The organism is Hydrocarboniphaga sp. (assembly GCF_965279055.1).
In the GTDB taxonomy this organism is placed as follows: domain Bacteria; phylum Pseudomonadota; class Gammaproteobacteria; order Nevskiales; family Nevskiaceae; genus Hydrocarboniphaga.
This window is the reverse complement of record NZ_OZ257125.1, coordinates 1,765,466-1,782,450: the sequence shown is the minus strand read 5'-3', so window position 1 is coordinate 1,782,450 and position 16,985 is coordinate 1,765,466. Positions and strand designations below refer to the sequence as shown.

Here is a 16,985-nt window from a genome sequence, read left to right as displayed (position 1 = left end):
AGAACAAACGCAACCGCATCGACCTTGCGCCCAGGCGATAGCTTGGGGGAATCGCCGGAGAATGGTACTTACATCTCGTCGGGCTACCGTTTCAGTCCCGAGTAGCTGCCAATGAAGTCCGGATATGGCAACGTCTGCGACCCAGGCCCGCAATCATCAGCAGCGCCAGCAGCCGAGGATCGAAAGCGCCGCCGCCCTTGCCCGACGAACCCGATTTTCCGTCGCCGGAACTGGCGTCGGTGATCGTGACCGAGGCGCTGCTGGGATCGTCGAGCGTGACGCCGCCGCTGGGATTGCTCAGCACCACACTGAAGTTTTCCGCCCCCTCGATGCTCGAGTCCTTTAGTACCTGCACCGCGATCGTCTTGGGCTCCATGTCGCCGGCGGCCCAGACCAGCGTGCCCTGCTTGGCGATGTAATCCGCGCCGGATACCGCCTGGCCGTTGACGGTGCCGTAGGCCACCGTGACCGAGCCCTCGGTGCTGCCGCCGCGTACCACGGCGATGGCGATGCTGCCGGCCGCCTCATCGACCTGGTAGGCCGAGGCGCCGAAGTGGATGCCGCCGGAGAAGGCGACCTCGTCGTCGACGATGGTGACGGTCGCGGTCGCGGGCCCACCGAGGGAGGCGCCACCGGTTGCATCGGTCAGCACGATGCCAAAGGTCTCATCGCCCTCGAACGCGCCATCGTCGATCAGCTGGACCGTCAGCAGCCGAGACGTGGCATCACCGGCGGCCCACTGCAACGTGCCGCTGCTCGATCGGTAGTCACTGCCGCTGATCGCGGTGCCCTGCTCGGTTGCGTAATGCACGCTGATGGCGTTGTCGGTACCACCGACGCGGTTGACCGTGATTTGCAGCGCACCGCTGTTCTCGGCGGCGCGGTACGCGGCGGCGTCGAACTGTAGGCTGCCGGGCCGGACCTCGTTGTCCCGGATCGTCACCGTCGCGGTGTCGGGCGCGCCCAGGGTCGCGCCGCCGGATACCTTGGCGAGCGTCACGGTCAAGGTTTCGGGTGTCGTTTCGTAGTCGCTGTCGTCGACGATTGGCACATCGATGATCTTCGGCGTGCTGTCGCCGTCGGCCCAGGTCAGCGTACCGCCGACCGCGGTGTAGTCGCCGGGGCTGACGGCGGCGCCGTCGGCGCTCGAATAGTCGACCGAGACGGCACCGTCGCTGCCGTCGCTGCGCAACACGTTGATGCTGAGCACACCGGCCGCTTCGTCGACGGTAAATGCCGAGTCGCTGAGTTTCAGCGTGCCCTGGCGAACCTCGTCGTCGAGCAGCGTGATCGTCGCGGCCGAGGGGCTGCCGAGCTTGGCGCCGCCGGTGGGCGAACTCAATGTAAACCCGAACGTCTCCCTGGGATCGTAGCTGCTGTCCTGCAGGATCGCGATGTCGACGGTCTTGGGCGCGCTGTCGCCGGATGCCCAGCTCAGCGTGCCGCTGGCCGCGGTGAAATCGACGTTGCTGCTTGCCGTGCCCGGCGTGGTGGCGTAGCGCACCGACACCGCGCCGTCGCCGCCGTCGACCCGATTCACGGTGATCCGCAGCGATCCGCCGTCCTCGCGGGTCTGATAGCTGGCAGCGTCCAGCTGCAAGCTGCCGTTGGCGGCGACATCGTTGTCGTTGATGGTCGCGAACACCGAGTTGGGGCTGCCCATCACTGCGCCGCCGGTAGGCGTGCCCAGGAAGATTCTGAAAGTTTCCGGATCCTCGAACAGGCTGTCGTTGCCGATCGCGATGACGATGTACTTGGGCGTGCTGTCGCCGTCCGCCCAGTTGAGCTTGCCGCTTTTGGCGGTGTAATCGCTGCCCGCGGTCGCCGAGCCGGGGCTGGTGGCGAAGTTGACCGATACCGCGCCATCGCTGCCGATGTCGCGCAGCACGGCGACGGTGAGCGTACCGGCCGCCTCGCCCACCGAATAGCTCGCGGCATCGAACTTGAAAACGCCCGGCTGCACGCTTTCGTCGTCGGCGATCGTCGCGGTCGCCGACGCGGGTGTGCCGAGGCTGGCGCCGGTGGCGGCGCTCAGCGCCAGGCTGAAGGTCTCGTTGCTTTCGGCGACCGCGTCGTCGGTGATGGTCACCAAGAAGCTCTTGGTCGAGGCGTCGCCGTCGGCCCAGTCCAGCCTGCCGCTGGCGCTGCCGTAGTCGCTGCCGGCAGTCGCCGTGCCAGTGCTGGTGGCATAGCTCACCGAGGCCGCGCCGTCCTGGCCGCCGGTACGGCTGACATTGACCTTGAGGCTGCCGCCGGCCTCGTCGACGAAATAGGTTGCCGCATCGAACTGCAGCGTACCGGGCAGCGATGCGTCGTCGTTCTCGATCGTGACCGTCGCGCTGGCCGGGCTGCCCAGTGCCGCGACGCTGGCGCCGCTCAGGCTCAGACTGAAGGTTTCGTCCGGCTCCAGCTGGCTGTCGTCGCCGATATCCAGCGTGATGGTCCTGTCACTACTGTCGCCGTCGGCCCAGGTCAGTGTGCCGTTCTGCGCGGTGTAGTCGCTGTCGGCGGTGGCGCTGCCATTGGCGGTGGCGTAGTCGACCGCGGCCGCACCGGAGCTGCCGCCGGTGCGCTTCACCGTCAGGCTGACCGTGCCCGCGTTCTCGGCGACGCTGTAGGCAGCGGCGTCCAAGCTCAGCTGGCCAGGCTGCACCACGGTAAGCGTGCCGATGCGGGCGACGAAGGCGTCGATTCCTCCGCCATTGCTGGCCTGCAGCGGCGCCTCGGTCTTCAGATTCGTGGATTGGGTGATGCCGGCGATATAGATCTGATCCGCCGCATCTACGGTGATCGCATAGCTCTGCTCGGCGGCGCTGCCTCCGAGAAAACTGCTGAAAAGCACGCTGCTGCCATCGGCGGCGAGCTCAGTCACGAACGCATCCGTGTTGCCTGCAAGCGTCGACTGGAATTCACCTGCCAGCGGAAATCCGGTCGAGCTGGTGTAACCGGTCACGTAGATATGACCGCCGCCATCCAGCGCGATGCCGCGGCCGATGTCGGTGCTGGTACCACCCAAGTAGCTGCTGTACTGCAGACTACTGCCGTCCGCCGCAAGAACACTGACAAAAGCGTCAGTGCCGCCGATCGTGGAATCCAACGCAGATTGTTTGGGAAAGTCGGCTGACGAAGTGCTGCCCGTCAAGTACAGCTTGCCATCCGCACCGAGCGCTGCGGAGAACGAAGCATCGGTGCCCGCGCCCCCGAGGTAAGTGCTGTAGCGGAAGCTCCGCCCGTCCGCCGCCAGCGAAGTGACGAAAGCATCGGTGCCGCCACCGTTGGCAGGCTGAAACGCCGATTGCACAGGAAAGTCCGTCGATGTGGTCTGCCCTGCAACGGTGACCTGTTGCGCCGCATCGACCACAATCGAATAAATCAGCTCGGCCTGCGCACCGCCGAGAAACGTGCTGTACACAAACGACTGGCCGTCGGCGGCGAATTTGGTGATGAACCCTTCCGCGCTATCGGATGCCGGAGTCGTCTGCACGGCCGACTGCGTCGGAAACAGTGTCGACAGAGCTTCGCCGGTATCTTCGTCGACGACAGTTCTTACCGATGTCGTCTGACCTCCGACATAAATCTGGCCGACCGAATCGACCGCAATGGCGAAGCCGGTCTCGTTGCCATGACTGACGTTATCCGTGTCGTCGCTGCCGCCCAGGTAAGTGCTGTAAAGCAGGCTGCTGCCATCGGCGCTGAGCCGCGCCACGAATGCATCTTTGGCGTTCTGGAATTCTTCGCCCTGCCCACCAGAACGCTGGGCGTACAGCGGGTTTTTCGTTGGAAAATCTTCCGATGTGGTCGTGCCGGTGATGTAGGCCTCGCCGGCGCCGTTGAGGGCAATCGCGGTACCCTGCTCAAGACCGCTGCCTCCGATATAGGTGCTGTATATCAGCCTGCTGCCGTCCGACGAAAATTTGGCGACGAAAGCCTGTTGGCCAGGCGCCTCCACTGACGACGGGCTGGCCATAGGGAAATCGGTAGACAGAGTACTTCCGATAACGTAAGCCTCGCCGCTGCGGTTCACCGCAATGCCGAACGGCGTGCTGCTGCCGAACTCATTGGCGGTGCCGCCCAGATAAGTGCTGTAGACCAGCACTGGGTCGATCACCAGCGCCTGCGCGCGGTCATAGGCACCGAGCTTGAATGCGACATCGACGCCTTTACCGCGCCGCGTATAGGCGTAGCGGCCCTGCACCGGCACGCGGCGGCCGTCGATGTCCTGATAGACGATCGGTTTTTTCAGCACGACTTCGCCGTCGCCGGCCTGTAGCTTCAGCTCGCCCGACGGCGTCAGCCGCGCCCGTTCGACGCCGCTGTAATGCAGGCGGATGCGCTTGGCGTCCGCGTTCGGCGCAACGACGAAATCGTACTCGAGCTCACCCTGGTTGCCGTAGTACACCAGGTCCACGCCGGGGTAGACGCCCTGGTAGCGCACGCGGCCGTAGCGCTCGACCTTGCTGACCCAGCGATCGGGCTGGTTGCCGGTGAAATAGTTGCTGTGGCCGGGCAGCCGCTGCTCGGCCTGCAGCGGCGGCGCGGCAGCGGCGCCGAGCAGCCGCGCGCGGATGACGCTGCGTTGCGACAGGTCGCCGCCGTCCTTGCCGGCCTTTTGCAGGCTCAGCACCGCCTCGTCGGCGGTCAGGAACAGGCTGTAGCCCTGTCCCCGGGCGAGATAGCGCACCGAGGCGTCGAACTGGCCGCGATTGGCTTCAAAGCCGAGCGGCAGCTGGCCGTAAGCCGCGGCGAGCTGCGCCTTGCTGTGAGCGCCGTTTGCGTCGGCCGTGGCCGATGCCACTGGCATGACCAGCAACGCCGGCACGCACAGCAGCAGGCGTTTCGCCACCGCGCTGATCAACATCGGAAACACGGACTTCTGCATGATGTCTTTTTAGTTAAGTTCAACGCGGCCACGGCCGCAGCGGTTCATTGGCCACCCTGCGGCTGCTGCTGCGAACGCAAGCGTCGCCTTTCTTCTTCGTCGACCGCGCCGAAGCCGAGCACGTCGACGGTGATCATCGTCGCGGCCTCGTCGGGAGCGCGGCTCTTGGCGAGATCCTGCGCGGCGTCGTTGGCGGCCGCGGCCGCAGCGCTCGCCGCGCCCAGTGCCGCGGTATTGACGACGCCGCTGGGCACGCCGACCGAATTGCCCTGCACCTGGATGTTGTCGGCGTTGGCCACCTGCAGCGCGGCGATGTTGAGGTTGCCGGCGCGAATGCCGGCGTCACCGGCGTCGACGGTGCCGGCCGGCGCGACCAGGTTGGCGTCGCCCGCGTCGAGGCCGGCGACGGTCTGCAAGGTCGCGATGCCGGCACCGCTGACCTGGCCGGACGCATCGATCAGGCAGAAGCGGTCGTTGTCGCACAGATACGTCGTCGTCGGCAGCTCGCTGCTGGTCTTGGCACCCTTGCCGGCGTTGATGTCGCCGTTGGAACTCCAGATCAGGATGTCGCCGCCCTGCTCGGTAAAGATACGGCTCTGCGCGAGCAGGGTGCTCTGATCGGTGAAGACGTTGATCGATCCGGTCTGCAGCGCCAGCAGGCCCTGGCGGCTCGGCGCCGTGTTCGCGGCCGCGGAAGTGCTGCCGACCAGCACGCCGCCACCCGGTGCGATCAGTGAAATGTCGCCGCCCTGCTGCGTCTGCACGGTGGCGCCCCGCATGTCGAACGAACCGGTCGCAACCGTATACAGCGCGCCGTTGTAGTCCTTGTCCAGCGAACTGAAATCCGCCGGCAGATCGCCGAGCAGCGCCGCCAGACGATCCGCCGGCAGCTGGTTCAGAAAATCGCGAATCGCAGCCGATGCCTCGTTGTCGAGGTTGTTGACGGTGTAGCCCGGCTTGGTGACCGTGAACAACGGCAGGCTGGCGTCGGTGAGCGCCTCCGGATTCGGCGCCAGCTCGGCCGGCGGGAACAGGGCGGCGATCGCGGCGTAGCCGCGTGAATATTCGCGGTAGTGATCGCTGGAGGGCTGGTTGTAGTCCAGGCCAACCTGGTCAAGCACGTCGTAGAGCACCGCGTAAGCCAGACGCTTCTGCTGGTCGACCGGCAATTGCTGGAACAGCGCCCAAGCCTGCTCGGCACTCGGCGGATTCTGCGGCGGCGCAACGCCGGCGGCGCTGGCCTGATCGAGCTGGATCTGGCGCACGAAGGCGATCAGCTGGTCGGTGTAGCTCGGCACGTCGTCGACGGTGCGATCCGGCGCGATGTAGGCCGCAGCGAAAGCCTGCACCGCGACACCCGGCGCGACGCCGAATTCGATCAGCAGATCGGCACCGCTGGCGCGCTGCTGATAGGGGTTGTAGCGATTGCCGACGCTGCGGAAGCCGCTGATCGGCAGAGAGACGTTGGTATCCGAAGGCGGCACCGGGCCGATGTCACGGCCGGCCGACAACAGCAGCGTACCGGGTCCGCCGATCTCGATGCGGGCGCTGTAGCTCGCGACACGCTCGAAATACAGATCGCGCCCGGCGGCGATCACCGTCATATCGGAGTCGTAGAGATTCTGGCCGACGAAGTTCAGATTGACGATGTCGCGGCCGGCGCGAATCTGCGCCGGCTTGTTCGGCAGCAGCACGGTATTGTTGATCGACAACAGCGTGTCGATGATGTCGCCGTCGAGACTGTAGATCAGCACCGGCTGGGTGTCGGCGGCATGCAGAGCCTGCGCTTCGTGGTTCAGCATGGCGGTCGCATTGGCACCGATCGCCAACTGGAGTGCGCTGCCGCCGCCCGGCGACGCCATTCGCGACGGCTCGATGTCGAACAGGCCGAATACCGCGTTCGGCGCGCTGCTGATGGTCACGGTGTCGGTGGCGAGCAGGCTCAGCTGGCCGGTCGGCGAAGCCGACAGGCCAACGCCAACGGCGGAGCGGCCCAGATCGAGTGTCAGCGCGCCGTTGAAGGCGGTGGCTTCGAGCGTCGCCGGCCACACCGTCGTCGATTGCAGGAAGGCGTCGGAGATGCCGTAGCCGTAGTTCGCCGATGGCCGCGCCAGTAGCAGGTCGCCGGTCAGCGTCTCGATGCGCAACGACGAACTGCTGCCATAAGGCTGCACGTCGAACAGGTTGCTCATGTAAGAGGGATTGAGCACGTCGCCGATCTCGACGCCGAGGCGCGCGCGCACGGTCATCTGCGCGTTCTGCAGCGCCAGCAGCGTCGAGACCGAGGCTTGCGTGTCCAGGTCGATCGCGCCCTTGCCGCTGGCCGCGATGCGGCCACCGGCGCTGATCAGCGCCGTGCCATTTGAGACGAAGAAATCGCCGCCGAGAATGTCGTTGCCGGCCTGCACGCTGAGCGAGCCGCCGCCGAGTACGCTGTAGCCGCTGGCCGCATTCGCATCGAGCACGTAAGTCGTCGGCAACGACACCGAGAAGTCGGTGATGCTGCCGCCGGCGGCGACGCTGACCTTGCCGCCGGCGCTGAGCACGCCCTGGTCGAAGTTGGCGAAGTTGATCAGGCCGTACTGCTGCGCGCTGGTGTCGCCTGAGCAGAGACCGTCGATGCCGCCGCTGAGTGTGTTGCACAGGCCCTGCATCCACGGCCACCAGTACTGGTCGATGACCACGCCGGCGACGCCGGTGCGCGAGCCGTCGGTATCGGTGACGCCGCGCGTGCCGACGATGTCGCCGCCAGCGAGCAGCGTCAGATCACCGGCGCCGATCGCATGGCTTTCGCCGGTGTCGACCAGCCAGGGATGTGCGCCGGCGGTGTACAGCACGTCGGCGGTCTGGCTCAGCTTGGTACCTGCCGCGGCCTGACCGGCGGTGTAGATCACGCCCGGTGCGCTGTCGTCGCGCAGCTCGATGTCGTCGGCCGCCGCGACGCTGATGCTGCCGGCACCGCTGCGGATCATTGTCGGCGCGACCATCGTCCGCGAGCTGCCGTCGATCGTGCTGTAAACCTTGGCCGAGCGGTGACCGTCGACGATGACATCGCCGCGGCCGGCTTCGAGCGCAGCCGCCGACAGCGCCAGCGGATCGCTGCCGCCGAAGTCGGCGCCGGCGACGATGCGATACGAACTGGAGTCGTAGCTGTCGATCACTTTGCCACTGGCGTCGACCTGCGCCGCCAGGCTCATCGCCAGCAGCGGCAGGGCGAGGCCGTCGGAAGCCTGCGGCGAAATGCCGTTGGCATCGGCGGCCAGCGGCGCGATCACACCGTCGGACCCGGCGAACGGATTGTTGTACTGGAAGAAGCCGTCGCTGAGGCTGGCCATGAACAGCGCATCGCCGGCCGCACGCAGGCTCAACACCGGCGCCATGTCCTGATAGCGGTACAGCAGGTCCAGCGAACCATCGGGGTTCTGCGTGCCGGCGCCGAGATTCCAGTTGCTGAGCACGCGGATGTCGCCGCCGTTGATCGCGACGTCCGGGTTGATCAGATCGATGCCGGGCCGCGCATGGAAGTTGGCGATGCCGCCGAACACCGCCTCAAGCGCCGTCCCGAATGCGAACTGCGGATCGCGCACGAAGTTCAGCAGCGTGTCGGCGTAGAAACCGCTGTGCGCCGCATTGCCGCCGGAAGCGAGCAGCACGCCGTCGGCGTCGTACAGGCCGGCCGGATCGACGATGCCGTCGAAGTGCTGCGCGCCGGTGGTGGCGTCCAGCGTGCTCCAGGTCGCGTAGGCCTCGAGCGACACGTCGCGTGCACCCTTGATATTGCCGCGCGCCGCCGGATCGATCGCGACCTTGACGCTACCGTCGGACAGCAGCGGCGCGCGGATATGCACGCTGCCACCGGACAGCGCGTTGGCGCTGTCGGTGCCGCCGACATCGATCACAGCACCGGCGCCGATGACGATGCTGCCGGACTGCGCCGCATCCACCAGCTGATAACCGTACTGCGCGTCGTACTCGCCCGAGGCCGTGCCGGTGGTGCCGATCGTGACGTCGCCGCCACGCTGGTCGCTGCCGGTGGCATGCGCGTCGAGCAGGCCCTGAAGTTCGACACCGTCGCGGCCGTAGAGAGCGATCGAGCCGCCGGCGGCGCCGGAGGCATCGATGACGCCACTGCCGGCGATCGTCACGCTGCCACCGTCGGCGGTTAGCGCAACCGCGTCGCCCTTCAGGTCGCTGGCCAGCGACAGATCGCCGCTGCGCGTGCGGATGCTGATCGTCTGATCGACGCCGGCCGCCGCCAGGTTCGCGGCCAGCGAATCGAGCGCGGTCAAGCCGCTATCCACGTCTAGGCTCAGCGAACCGCCCTGCCCCTTTACCGCGCCGCCGGCCAGCGTACCGGCGAGTTGCAGCTCGCCCCCGGTCGCGACAATCTTCAGCGCGCCGGCATCACCGCCGGCATCCTGCGCGGCGAAGTCGAAGCGCGATCCGCTGGCGGCGACGATGTCGCCATGCGCGGATTCCAGTGTGATGCTGCCGGCAGAGGCGTACTGGTCGACGTCGAAATAGGTCTTGGTCGCGCCATGCACCGACAGCAGCGCGTCGCTGCCGATCGCGACGTCGCCGCTGCTCGCCTGCAGCGCAATGCGGCCGGCCAGCGCCTGGATCGTGGTGTCGACGCTGACCGACGCTCCCTGCAGGCTCAGGCTGCCGCCCAGCGGCGCGAGCTTCAGTGCGTCGGCGCCGCCGCTGCTGTTGAGAACCAGCTCGCCGCTGCCGGCCAGCACGGTGCTGCTGCCGGCGTCGGCGATGACAATCGGTGTGTCGATGCCGACATCGGCCGCGCCGAAGTCGACGCGGCCCTTGGCCTGCGTCAGCACGCCCTTGGCAGCGAGCGCCTCGATTTGCGAGAAGCCCGAGAACGCGGTGCTGCTGCCGGAGAAACTCAGCTGCTCGCTGTTGAGTTGCAACGAGCCCTCACCGCCGCTCGCGGTGCCGGCCGACGCGGTCAGCAGATTGCCCAGCGTCAGGCTCTGCGCGGTGATCGCGACGTCGCCGCCGTCGCTGTTGAACACCGCGGCGCCGAGACTCAGCTCGCCATCGAAATCCAGATTGACGTCGCCGATGAAGTTGGCGGCGCCGCGGCTGTTGAGCGTGACCTTCGCGGCCGAGGACAGCTGCGCCAGCGTCTGCGCGCTGACGACGATGCCATTGGCGTCGGCGTCGGCGACCACGCCTTCGCCAAGGAAGCTGATCAGGCTGCTGTTGGCCGCGATCTCATGCGCCGACAGGCCGGCGCTGGCGTCGAGCTGGGTGCGGCCGCTGGAATCCAGCGTGATCGAGCCCTGATCGGCGCTCGCCAACAGCGAACTGCCGGCGCCGATCACCAGCACGCCGCTGCTGTCGTCACCGCTGGTGTTGGCGCGAGTGATGACGACTTCACCACCGTTGGAAATCCGTAACAGTGCTCCATCGCCGCTGACCGCGCTCTGGCTGCCGCTGGCGACACGGCCGACTGTGATCGGCGCCGCCGCGCTGGCGCTGCCGCGCGCTTCGATCTGACTGCCGGCACCGACCACGACGGAGTCCTGGCCGGCGATGCCCTGCGCGACCAGCAACACCTCGGGTGCATAAAGCGTTTCAGTGCCGTTGCCGACGACGACGCTGCTCGCGATCGGCGTGATGAGATCGCCGTTGGTGTCGCGCGTGCGCGTGCCGCCGATCAGCAGGCTGCCGGCGTTGAGCGCGCTCAGGTCGGCCGCGGCGATGCCGACATAGCCTTCGGCCGCGCTCTCGCCGCTGGCGATGATCTGGATTTGCGCGGACGCAATATCGACTTGCGCGCTGGCGCCGCCGACACCCGCAGCGGAGTCCAGCGTCGCATCGAGCGCGGACAAGGTCTGCGTCGGCGCGATCACCAGGCGACCGGCGTCGCGCGGCAGCTGCGGCACCACCGTCGCGGCGCGCGCCGCCTGCGCGGCGAAGAAGGCATCCGCGCTGGTCAGCGTGTACTCGGAGTACTGCTGCCAGACCTTGGCGTCGGTGGATTGCACGAAGAACCCGGTGCTGCGCGAATCGCGCGCGCCGCTGAAACGATCGGTGAAATAGCCGGCGACGAACTGCGTGCCGTCGGCGAGCTGCACGTTCTGCGTTGCCAGGCTGTCGGTCGCGCCGCTGGCCTGCACCACGCGATACGCGCCGGGCAAGGTCGCGTAACGCGCCGGCAGCAAGGTGTAATCGCCTTCCGGCAGGCCGGGCACGCCGGACAGGTGCACGGCCTGCCCGATCAGCGGATCGGCCGCGAGTTCGGGATCGTAGGCGGCGAGCTTGGACACGTCGCCGGGCAGGATCGCGTAGACGCCACTGCCGGCGAGCACGTCCTTGGAGCCGCCGGTGCCGGCGACGAATTCCTGGGCCTGCAGATCGCCACCGCCGGACAGATCGACCAGCGCGCCGTCGTCGAGCGCGACATCGAGCCCGGCCAGTCCGACCGACTTCGACGGCGGTGCTTTCAGATAGGCGCTGGCGCCGCTGGCCAGGTCGTACAGCAGATCGGCGCCGTCGACGGTCGAGCCATAAGGCACGACGGCGCCGTCCAGCGATATCGACGTCAGGCTGCCGGCGGCCAGCTGCACCGACGCAGTCTGCGCCAGCGCGACACTGATGGTGCTGCTGGCGAACAGCGCCTGCGCGCTGCTGTCGTTGGGGTCGGACACGCCGAGCACGATCTGGCCCTGGGGCGCACGAATCACGCCGGCCTGGATGATGTGCGTCGCATCGACCAGCAGGCTGCCGCCTGCCGAGAGCGGCGTCGCGGTGTTGGCGGCGACGCCTTCGGGCAGGCCGAAGCTGATCGTGGTTTCGCGGTCCTGGTTGCCGACCGCGGCGACGATGTAGCGGTTGCCGGTCGCCGGATAGATCCGCGCGGCGTCGAAATGCAGGTCGCCGCCGGACAGCAGCGCGCCGCTGTTGTCGCCACTGGTGTAGGCCGACGGCGTCGAGAAGCGGAGATCGCCCTGGCTGATGAAGCGCGTATCGCTGAAGCCGTCGATGGTGAACACGCCGCCGAGATCGATCGCGCTGGCGGCGACCGTCAGGCGCATGTTGTCGCGCGCCAGCGGCGCGGTCGGCTGCGTATAGGCGCCGCCTTCGACATAGCCATGCAGCGCGACGTATGGCGCGGACAGCAGCACCTGCAGGCCGTCGGCGGCGGCGTCGGTACCGATCGTGGCCGCATTGGCGACGATGCTGCGGCCTGCCAGCAGGCGGATGTTGCCGTCGCCGCTGACCAGGTCCTGCGCGAACACGATCGGCAACGAGTTGAGGCCCTCGGTCTTCAGCGGATCCTGGCCCAGATAGAGATCGTCGATGCCCGAACCATCCAGCAGATCGGCCGCCAGATGGAGGTCGCCGCTAGGCGCGGCCGAGGCCTCGACTGTAGCGCCGGGGCTGAGACCGCCGACCGGCATGTCGACGCCGTGCTGGCTGATCACCAGGCGCTGCGCGCCGCCGAACGGGACGGTCGAGCCATCGGCTGCAACCAGCACAGCGCCATTCACCGATTCCGGCGCGATCGTCAGGGAGCCGCCGCGACCGTGGCCGCTACCGTCGGCGGCAAAACCGGCCTGCGCGGACAAGCTGCCGTCGAAATACAGGCCGGCACCGGCGCCGAGCACGATGCTGCCGGCGTCGCTCCACACGGCCTGAGGCTTCACCGCGGTCGATCCGCCGGCGGTGCGCAGATCGAACACGTCGGTGGCACCGGAAACGTCGATGCGCGACCCCGCGCGCGCCAGCACATAGCCAGTATCGTTGGTCAGCGTGACACTGCCGCCGTCCAGCACCAGTCCGGTATGCGGCAGGCTGTAGCGGCCATTGATCAGCTGCGGCGCCGCCAGGCGGTTGACCAGCGACAGGCCGGAGACGTCGAGGACGCTCGACGAGCCCAGCCACACCGACTTGCTGTCGGATGCGTACGGAGTGGCCGCAGCGAACGCGGCCGGCACCTGGGCGTAGCCGTCGGAGCTGTTGTCGCCGGTCAGGGTGATGTGGCCGGCGTGCGCGACGATGCTGCCCAGCACCGTGACCTGGTTGAGCGAGCCCAGCGTTACGCTGGCGCCGTTCTCGGCCTGGATGCTCGCGCCGGCGCCGAGATACGTCGTGCCGGTGATGCATTCCTCGCCGCTGTCGCACAGCGCCGAGTAGTCCTCGAAACCCGGGTTGTTGTTACTGGTCCAGCTCAGATAGCCGCCGGAATACACCGCCAGCGAGGTCGGCTTCAGGCCGAGGTAGCGACCGTAGTCGTCGGCGAGACCGTCGCTGGCCACGTACGGTCCCAGCGTGGTCAGCTGGTAGACGTCGCTGCCGGTGGAAGCGCCGAGCAGCCGCGAATAGTTGGCCGCCTGGCTGGAATCCAGCACGTACTGCGCCGGCCTGACCAGGCTGCCGTCGCTGATCGTCGTGTTGTACAGCGCCACCAGTTCGTAGGACGAAAAACCCTGGGCGCCGAAGAAGTCCGACGACAATTGCATGGTGCCTTCGGGCGCGCTCGTCGCGGTGTCGTCGCCGATGCGAAAGCCCAGCGCCTGCAAGCGCAACTCGCCGCCGCCAGCAAAGCCATAGCCGAGCAGGCTGCCGTCGACTTGCAGACGGCCCTGCGACGGCGCGTGCACGGCGCCGGTCTCGATATCGACAAACGTCTTCGGCTGCTGGTAGTTGCCGACTTGAGGCTGCGTGTAGACCGCCAGCTCGATGTCGCCGCCGTGGCCCAAGGCGATGCCCTTGCTGGTCGCCAGGCGGCCGTTCTGCAATACGCGGCCGCCGCTGGATACGTCCAGCGTACTGCCGGCCGCCAGCAACACCGAGCCGGTCAGATCCAGCTGCGGGCCGAATACCGGGGCGATGCCGTTGGGATCGTTGCGGTCGCCGCTGACCCGCTGGAAGCCGACCGACGCTGCGGTTACCAGGCTGATTCTGCCGCCGTTGATGAAGGCGGCGCCGCCGATATGGTCGGCGTCGAGATCGGTGTCATTGATCCAGAAGCCGCGCGTGCTCAGCGTGACGCCGCGCAGGACTTCTATATTGCCCGGCAGCGCCGCGCCGACCGAATCGCCGGCCGGCACGAAGATCGACGGACCGAGCGCGCTCGACAGCGCCGACTTGTCCGCGGTCTGGCCGAGCGCGGTGACGCTGATCGAGCCGGAGCGCGCGATCAGATCGCCACCGACACGCACGACGGACGCGGTCAGATCGATGTGGCCGCCCGGCTGCACCTGCAAACCGGAATCCTGCACGCGGATCGCGCCGCTGGTGATCAGCGACACGTTGGAGAAGCCGGCATCGGCAAGCTGCGAGCTGGAAACTTCGCTCCAGTAGACCGCGAGTTCCGGATGATTCCACGGATCCTCGACGCTGCTGTCGGCCTCCGGCATCGCGGTGTCGTAGCCGAACGGCTCGGCGAGCGGCGTCGCCTGGTCGACGATCAGATAGCTCAGCGCGCCGCCGCTGAGCGTAGCGCCGCCGGCCGCGCTGCCACCGCTGATTTTGCCGATGCTGAAGCTACCGCCGGAAGGAATGCGGCCGTCGGCGACTTGGTGGCGGCCGGCGTAGGCGCGCGCCGAAATGCTGCCGTCGAGCACCTGGGTGAAACCCACCGGCTGGTAGTCGTCGGCGTAGTAGCCGCTCAGCGAAATGCTCAGGGTTCCGGCGTTGCCGCCTTCGATGTAGTCCGACTCGTAAGCCTGACCCGCCAGCGGCGAGTTGTGGAAGATTTCGGTCAGATTGGCGCGTGTATGCTCGACTTCGTTGGTGCCGGCGAAGCTTTGGTAAATCTGATCCGGATCGGCGTCGGCGATGTCGATGATCGCGCCGTTGGCGGCGAGCAGGCGCGTGGTCTGGATCGAGCCGCCGAGATAATGCTTGTAGCCGCCGTCGAGATTCAGTTGCGATCCGCTCTGCGCGATCACCTCCTGGCCCTTCAGCTCGATCGAGCCGCCGTCGAGCAGCAGCTCGGCGATGCCGCGCGACACCAGCTCGACGTAGCCGTTGACGTTGGCCACCGGCGTGCCGTACCAGATGCTGCCGTCTTCGCGCGTGCCGTGCTCGCGCGCATCGACGGTGACCGGGGAGCCGAACAGGATGCCGTCGCGCTGCAGCGGCGAATCGGCGAGTTCGTTCTGGCCAAGACGCGGCACGACGACGAGGTTCGCCGCCATCGCCAGCTCGATGTTGGCCAGGCCGCTGACGTCGATCACTGCGCCGTCGTCGAGATAGATGCGGCCGGAGATCGCGCCGCCCTTGCCGGTGGCAGGCGGCGCGGTGTTGGCCGAGTTACCGGCCAATACCGCGTTCAGGCTGACGTTCTGCCCCGGCGCCTCGATCAGCGCCGTGCCCATCATCCGGATCGAGCCACCGGTGATCGAGATCGAGCCCGCCTTGAACGCCGCGTCGGCGGCCGCTGACGACGTCGTGGTTTCGCCGTTGTAGTCCGGCAGCAGCGCCAGCGTGCTACCGGACTGCATGTCGACCACGCCGGTATAGCCCGGCACGCTGCCCTGGGCGGCGTAGTTGTCGGCCTTGATCACGATGTTGCCGGGGCGCGTCAGGCTGGTAGTCGCGACGATGGTGCTGTACTGGGTCTGGCCGGTGCCTTCGATAGCCGCACTGCCCAGGGTAACGTCGCTGCCGACCAGCTGGATGCTGCCGCGACGCGCCTGGATCAGGCCGGTGTTGAGCACTTCTCCCGGCGGCAGGATCGCACCCGCATCCAGGCCCTGGCCGCCGGCACTGACGCTGAAACTCAGGCTGCTCGACGACGGTGTGTTGATCGTCATGCCGCTGCCGGCGGCCAGTACCGCCTGGCCGTCGTCCGCAACGATCTGGCCGGCGTTGCGCACGTTCGGCGCGGCGATCAGGGCGTAGCCGTTGGCCTCGGTCTTGAGGCTCGCGCCGGCCTGGATCTCGATATCGCCCATCGCGATCGGCACCGGCGTCTGGCCGTTGTCGACCACCAGCCCCGAGGGCGAATCGACATGGATCAGCGGCTCCACCGGCTGCAGCAGGACCGCGCCGTTGAAGACGCCGGAGGTCAAATAGGTGTAGTTGCTGCCGATGTAGTCGGCGCCGACGTCGCCGCCGAGCGTCGGATTCAACGTGGTCACCAGCAACGAATGCACGTTGACCGTGCTCGCGCCGCCGAAAATGAACCCGCTGGGGTTGATCAGGTAGACCGAGCCCTCGGCCTTGATCTCGCCGAGGATGCGGCTCGGCGAGGCGCTGGCGCTGATCCGGTTCAGCGCGATCCAGTTATTGCTGCCGTCGGCCTGGGTGCCGGCGCTCTGGTCGAAGTGCAGCGTCGTGTCGCGACCGACATTGAACTGCTGCCAGCTGAGGATCGCTTTCTGCGCCGTCTGCTCGACAGTGACGGTGTGATGGCCCTTGTCGTCGACGGTCTCGCCGGGCAGCTGCGCATTAAGCCAGCTGCAGTTGTACGTGGCGCAGCCGGCCGGATCGGCCAGGTCTTTCGCGGCATTGGTATCGACGACCAGGCCGCCGGGCACGTTGAGGCCATCGGCGACGCCGGCCGGATTCGCCTGGCCCAGGCTGAGCTGGCGCGCGGCGAGCTGTGCCGACTGCGCAGCGGTGATCGCCGCTGCCGCTCGCGACAGGTTGGCCATCGAGCGCGCGCTGTTTTGCAGGGCCTGCTGCGGCGTGGTCACCGCGGTCGGCGAATTCACGGCAGGCGCCGACGCGCCGCCCTTGACCGGCGACGCCAGCGCCGCCGCGGCGCGCTGCTGCGCGACCCAGGCGCTGCTGCCGAACGGCGGCGTCGCGGCCAGCGCGCCGGGGCTGAGCGAAGCGCCGGCGACCACACTGAGGCCCATGCCGCTGATGCGCGCATACAGGCACAGCAGGCCGCGCGGCGACAGACGCGCGCGCAACGGCCCGGGAATCGTCGTCGCCTGCCGGCGTCGTGCTTGCTTGACCAACTCTGCCCCTGCTCTCAAATAAGCCGCGCACGAAAAAGGCGGCGCCGCGTCTGCGGTCGCCGCACGCATCCGTTTGCCGCGGAACATCCCCGATGAATCGCGCAGGCTAGGGCCGTAAAACGAGAGCCCTTCGACGATCCCTGCCGCTGCGTTCTGCCGGCGCC

General features: G+C 67.6%; 2 protein-coding genes. Both read right to left on the bottom strand.

What is annotated here, in order from left to right; genetic code table 11:
• Positions 1-91: 91 nt before the first annotated feature.
• Entirely contained in the window at positions 92-4,879 is a 4,788-nt protein-coding gene (locus tag ACQZF9_RS08060) for a Calx-beta domain-containing protein (RefSeq protein WP_428312723.1), read from the bottom strand.
• Between the two features lie 44 nt (positions 4,880-4,923).
• Entirely contained in the window at positions 4,924-16,821 is an 11,898-nt protein-coding gene (locus tag ACQZF9_RS08055; RefSeq protein ID WP_428312722.1) for a filamentous haemagglutinin family protein, read from the bottom strand.
• Positions 16,822-16,985: the final 164 nt, after the last annotated feature.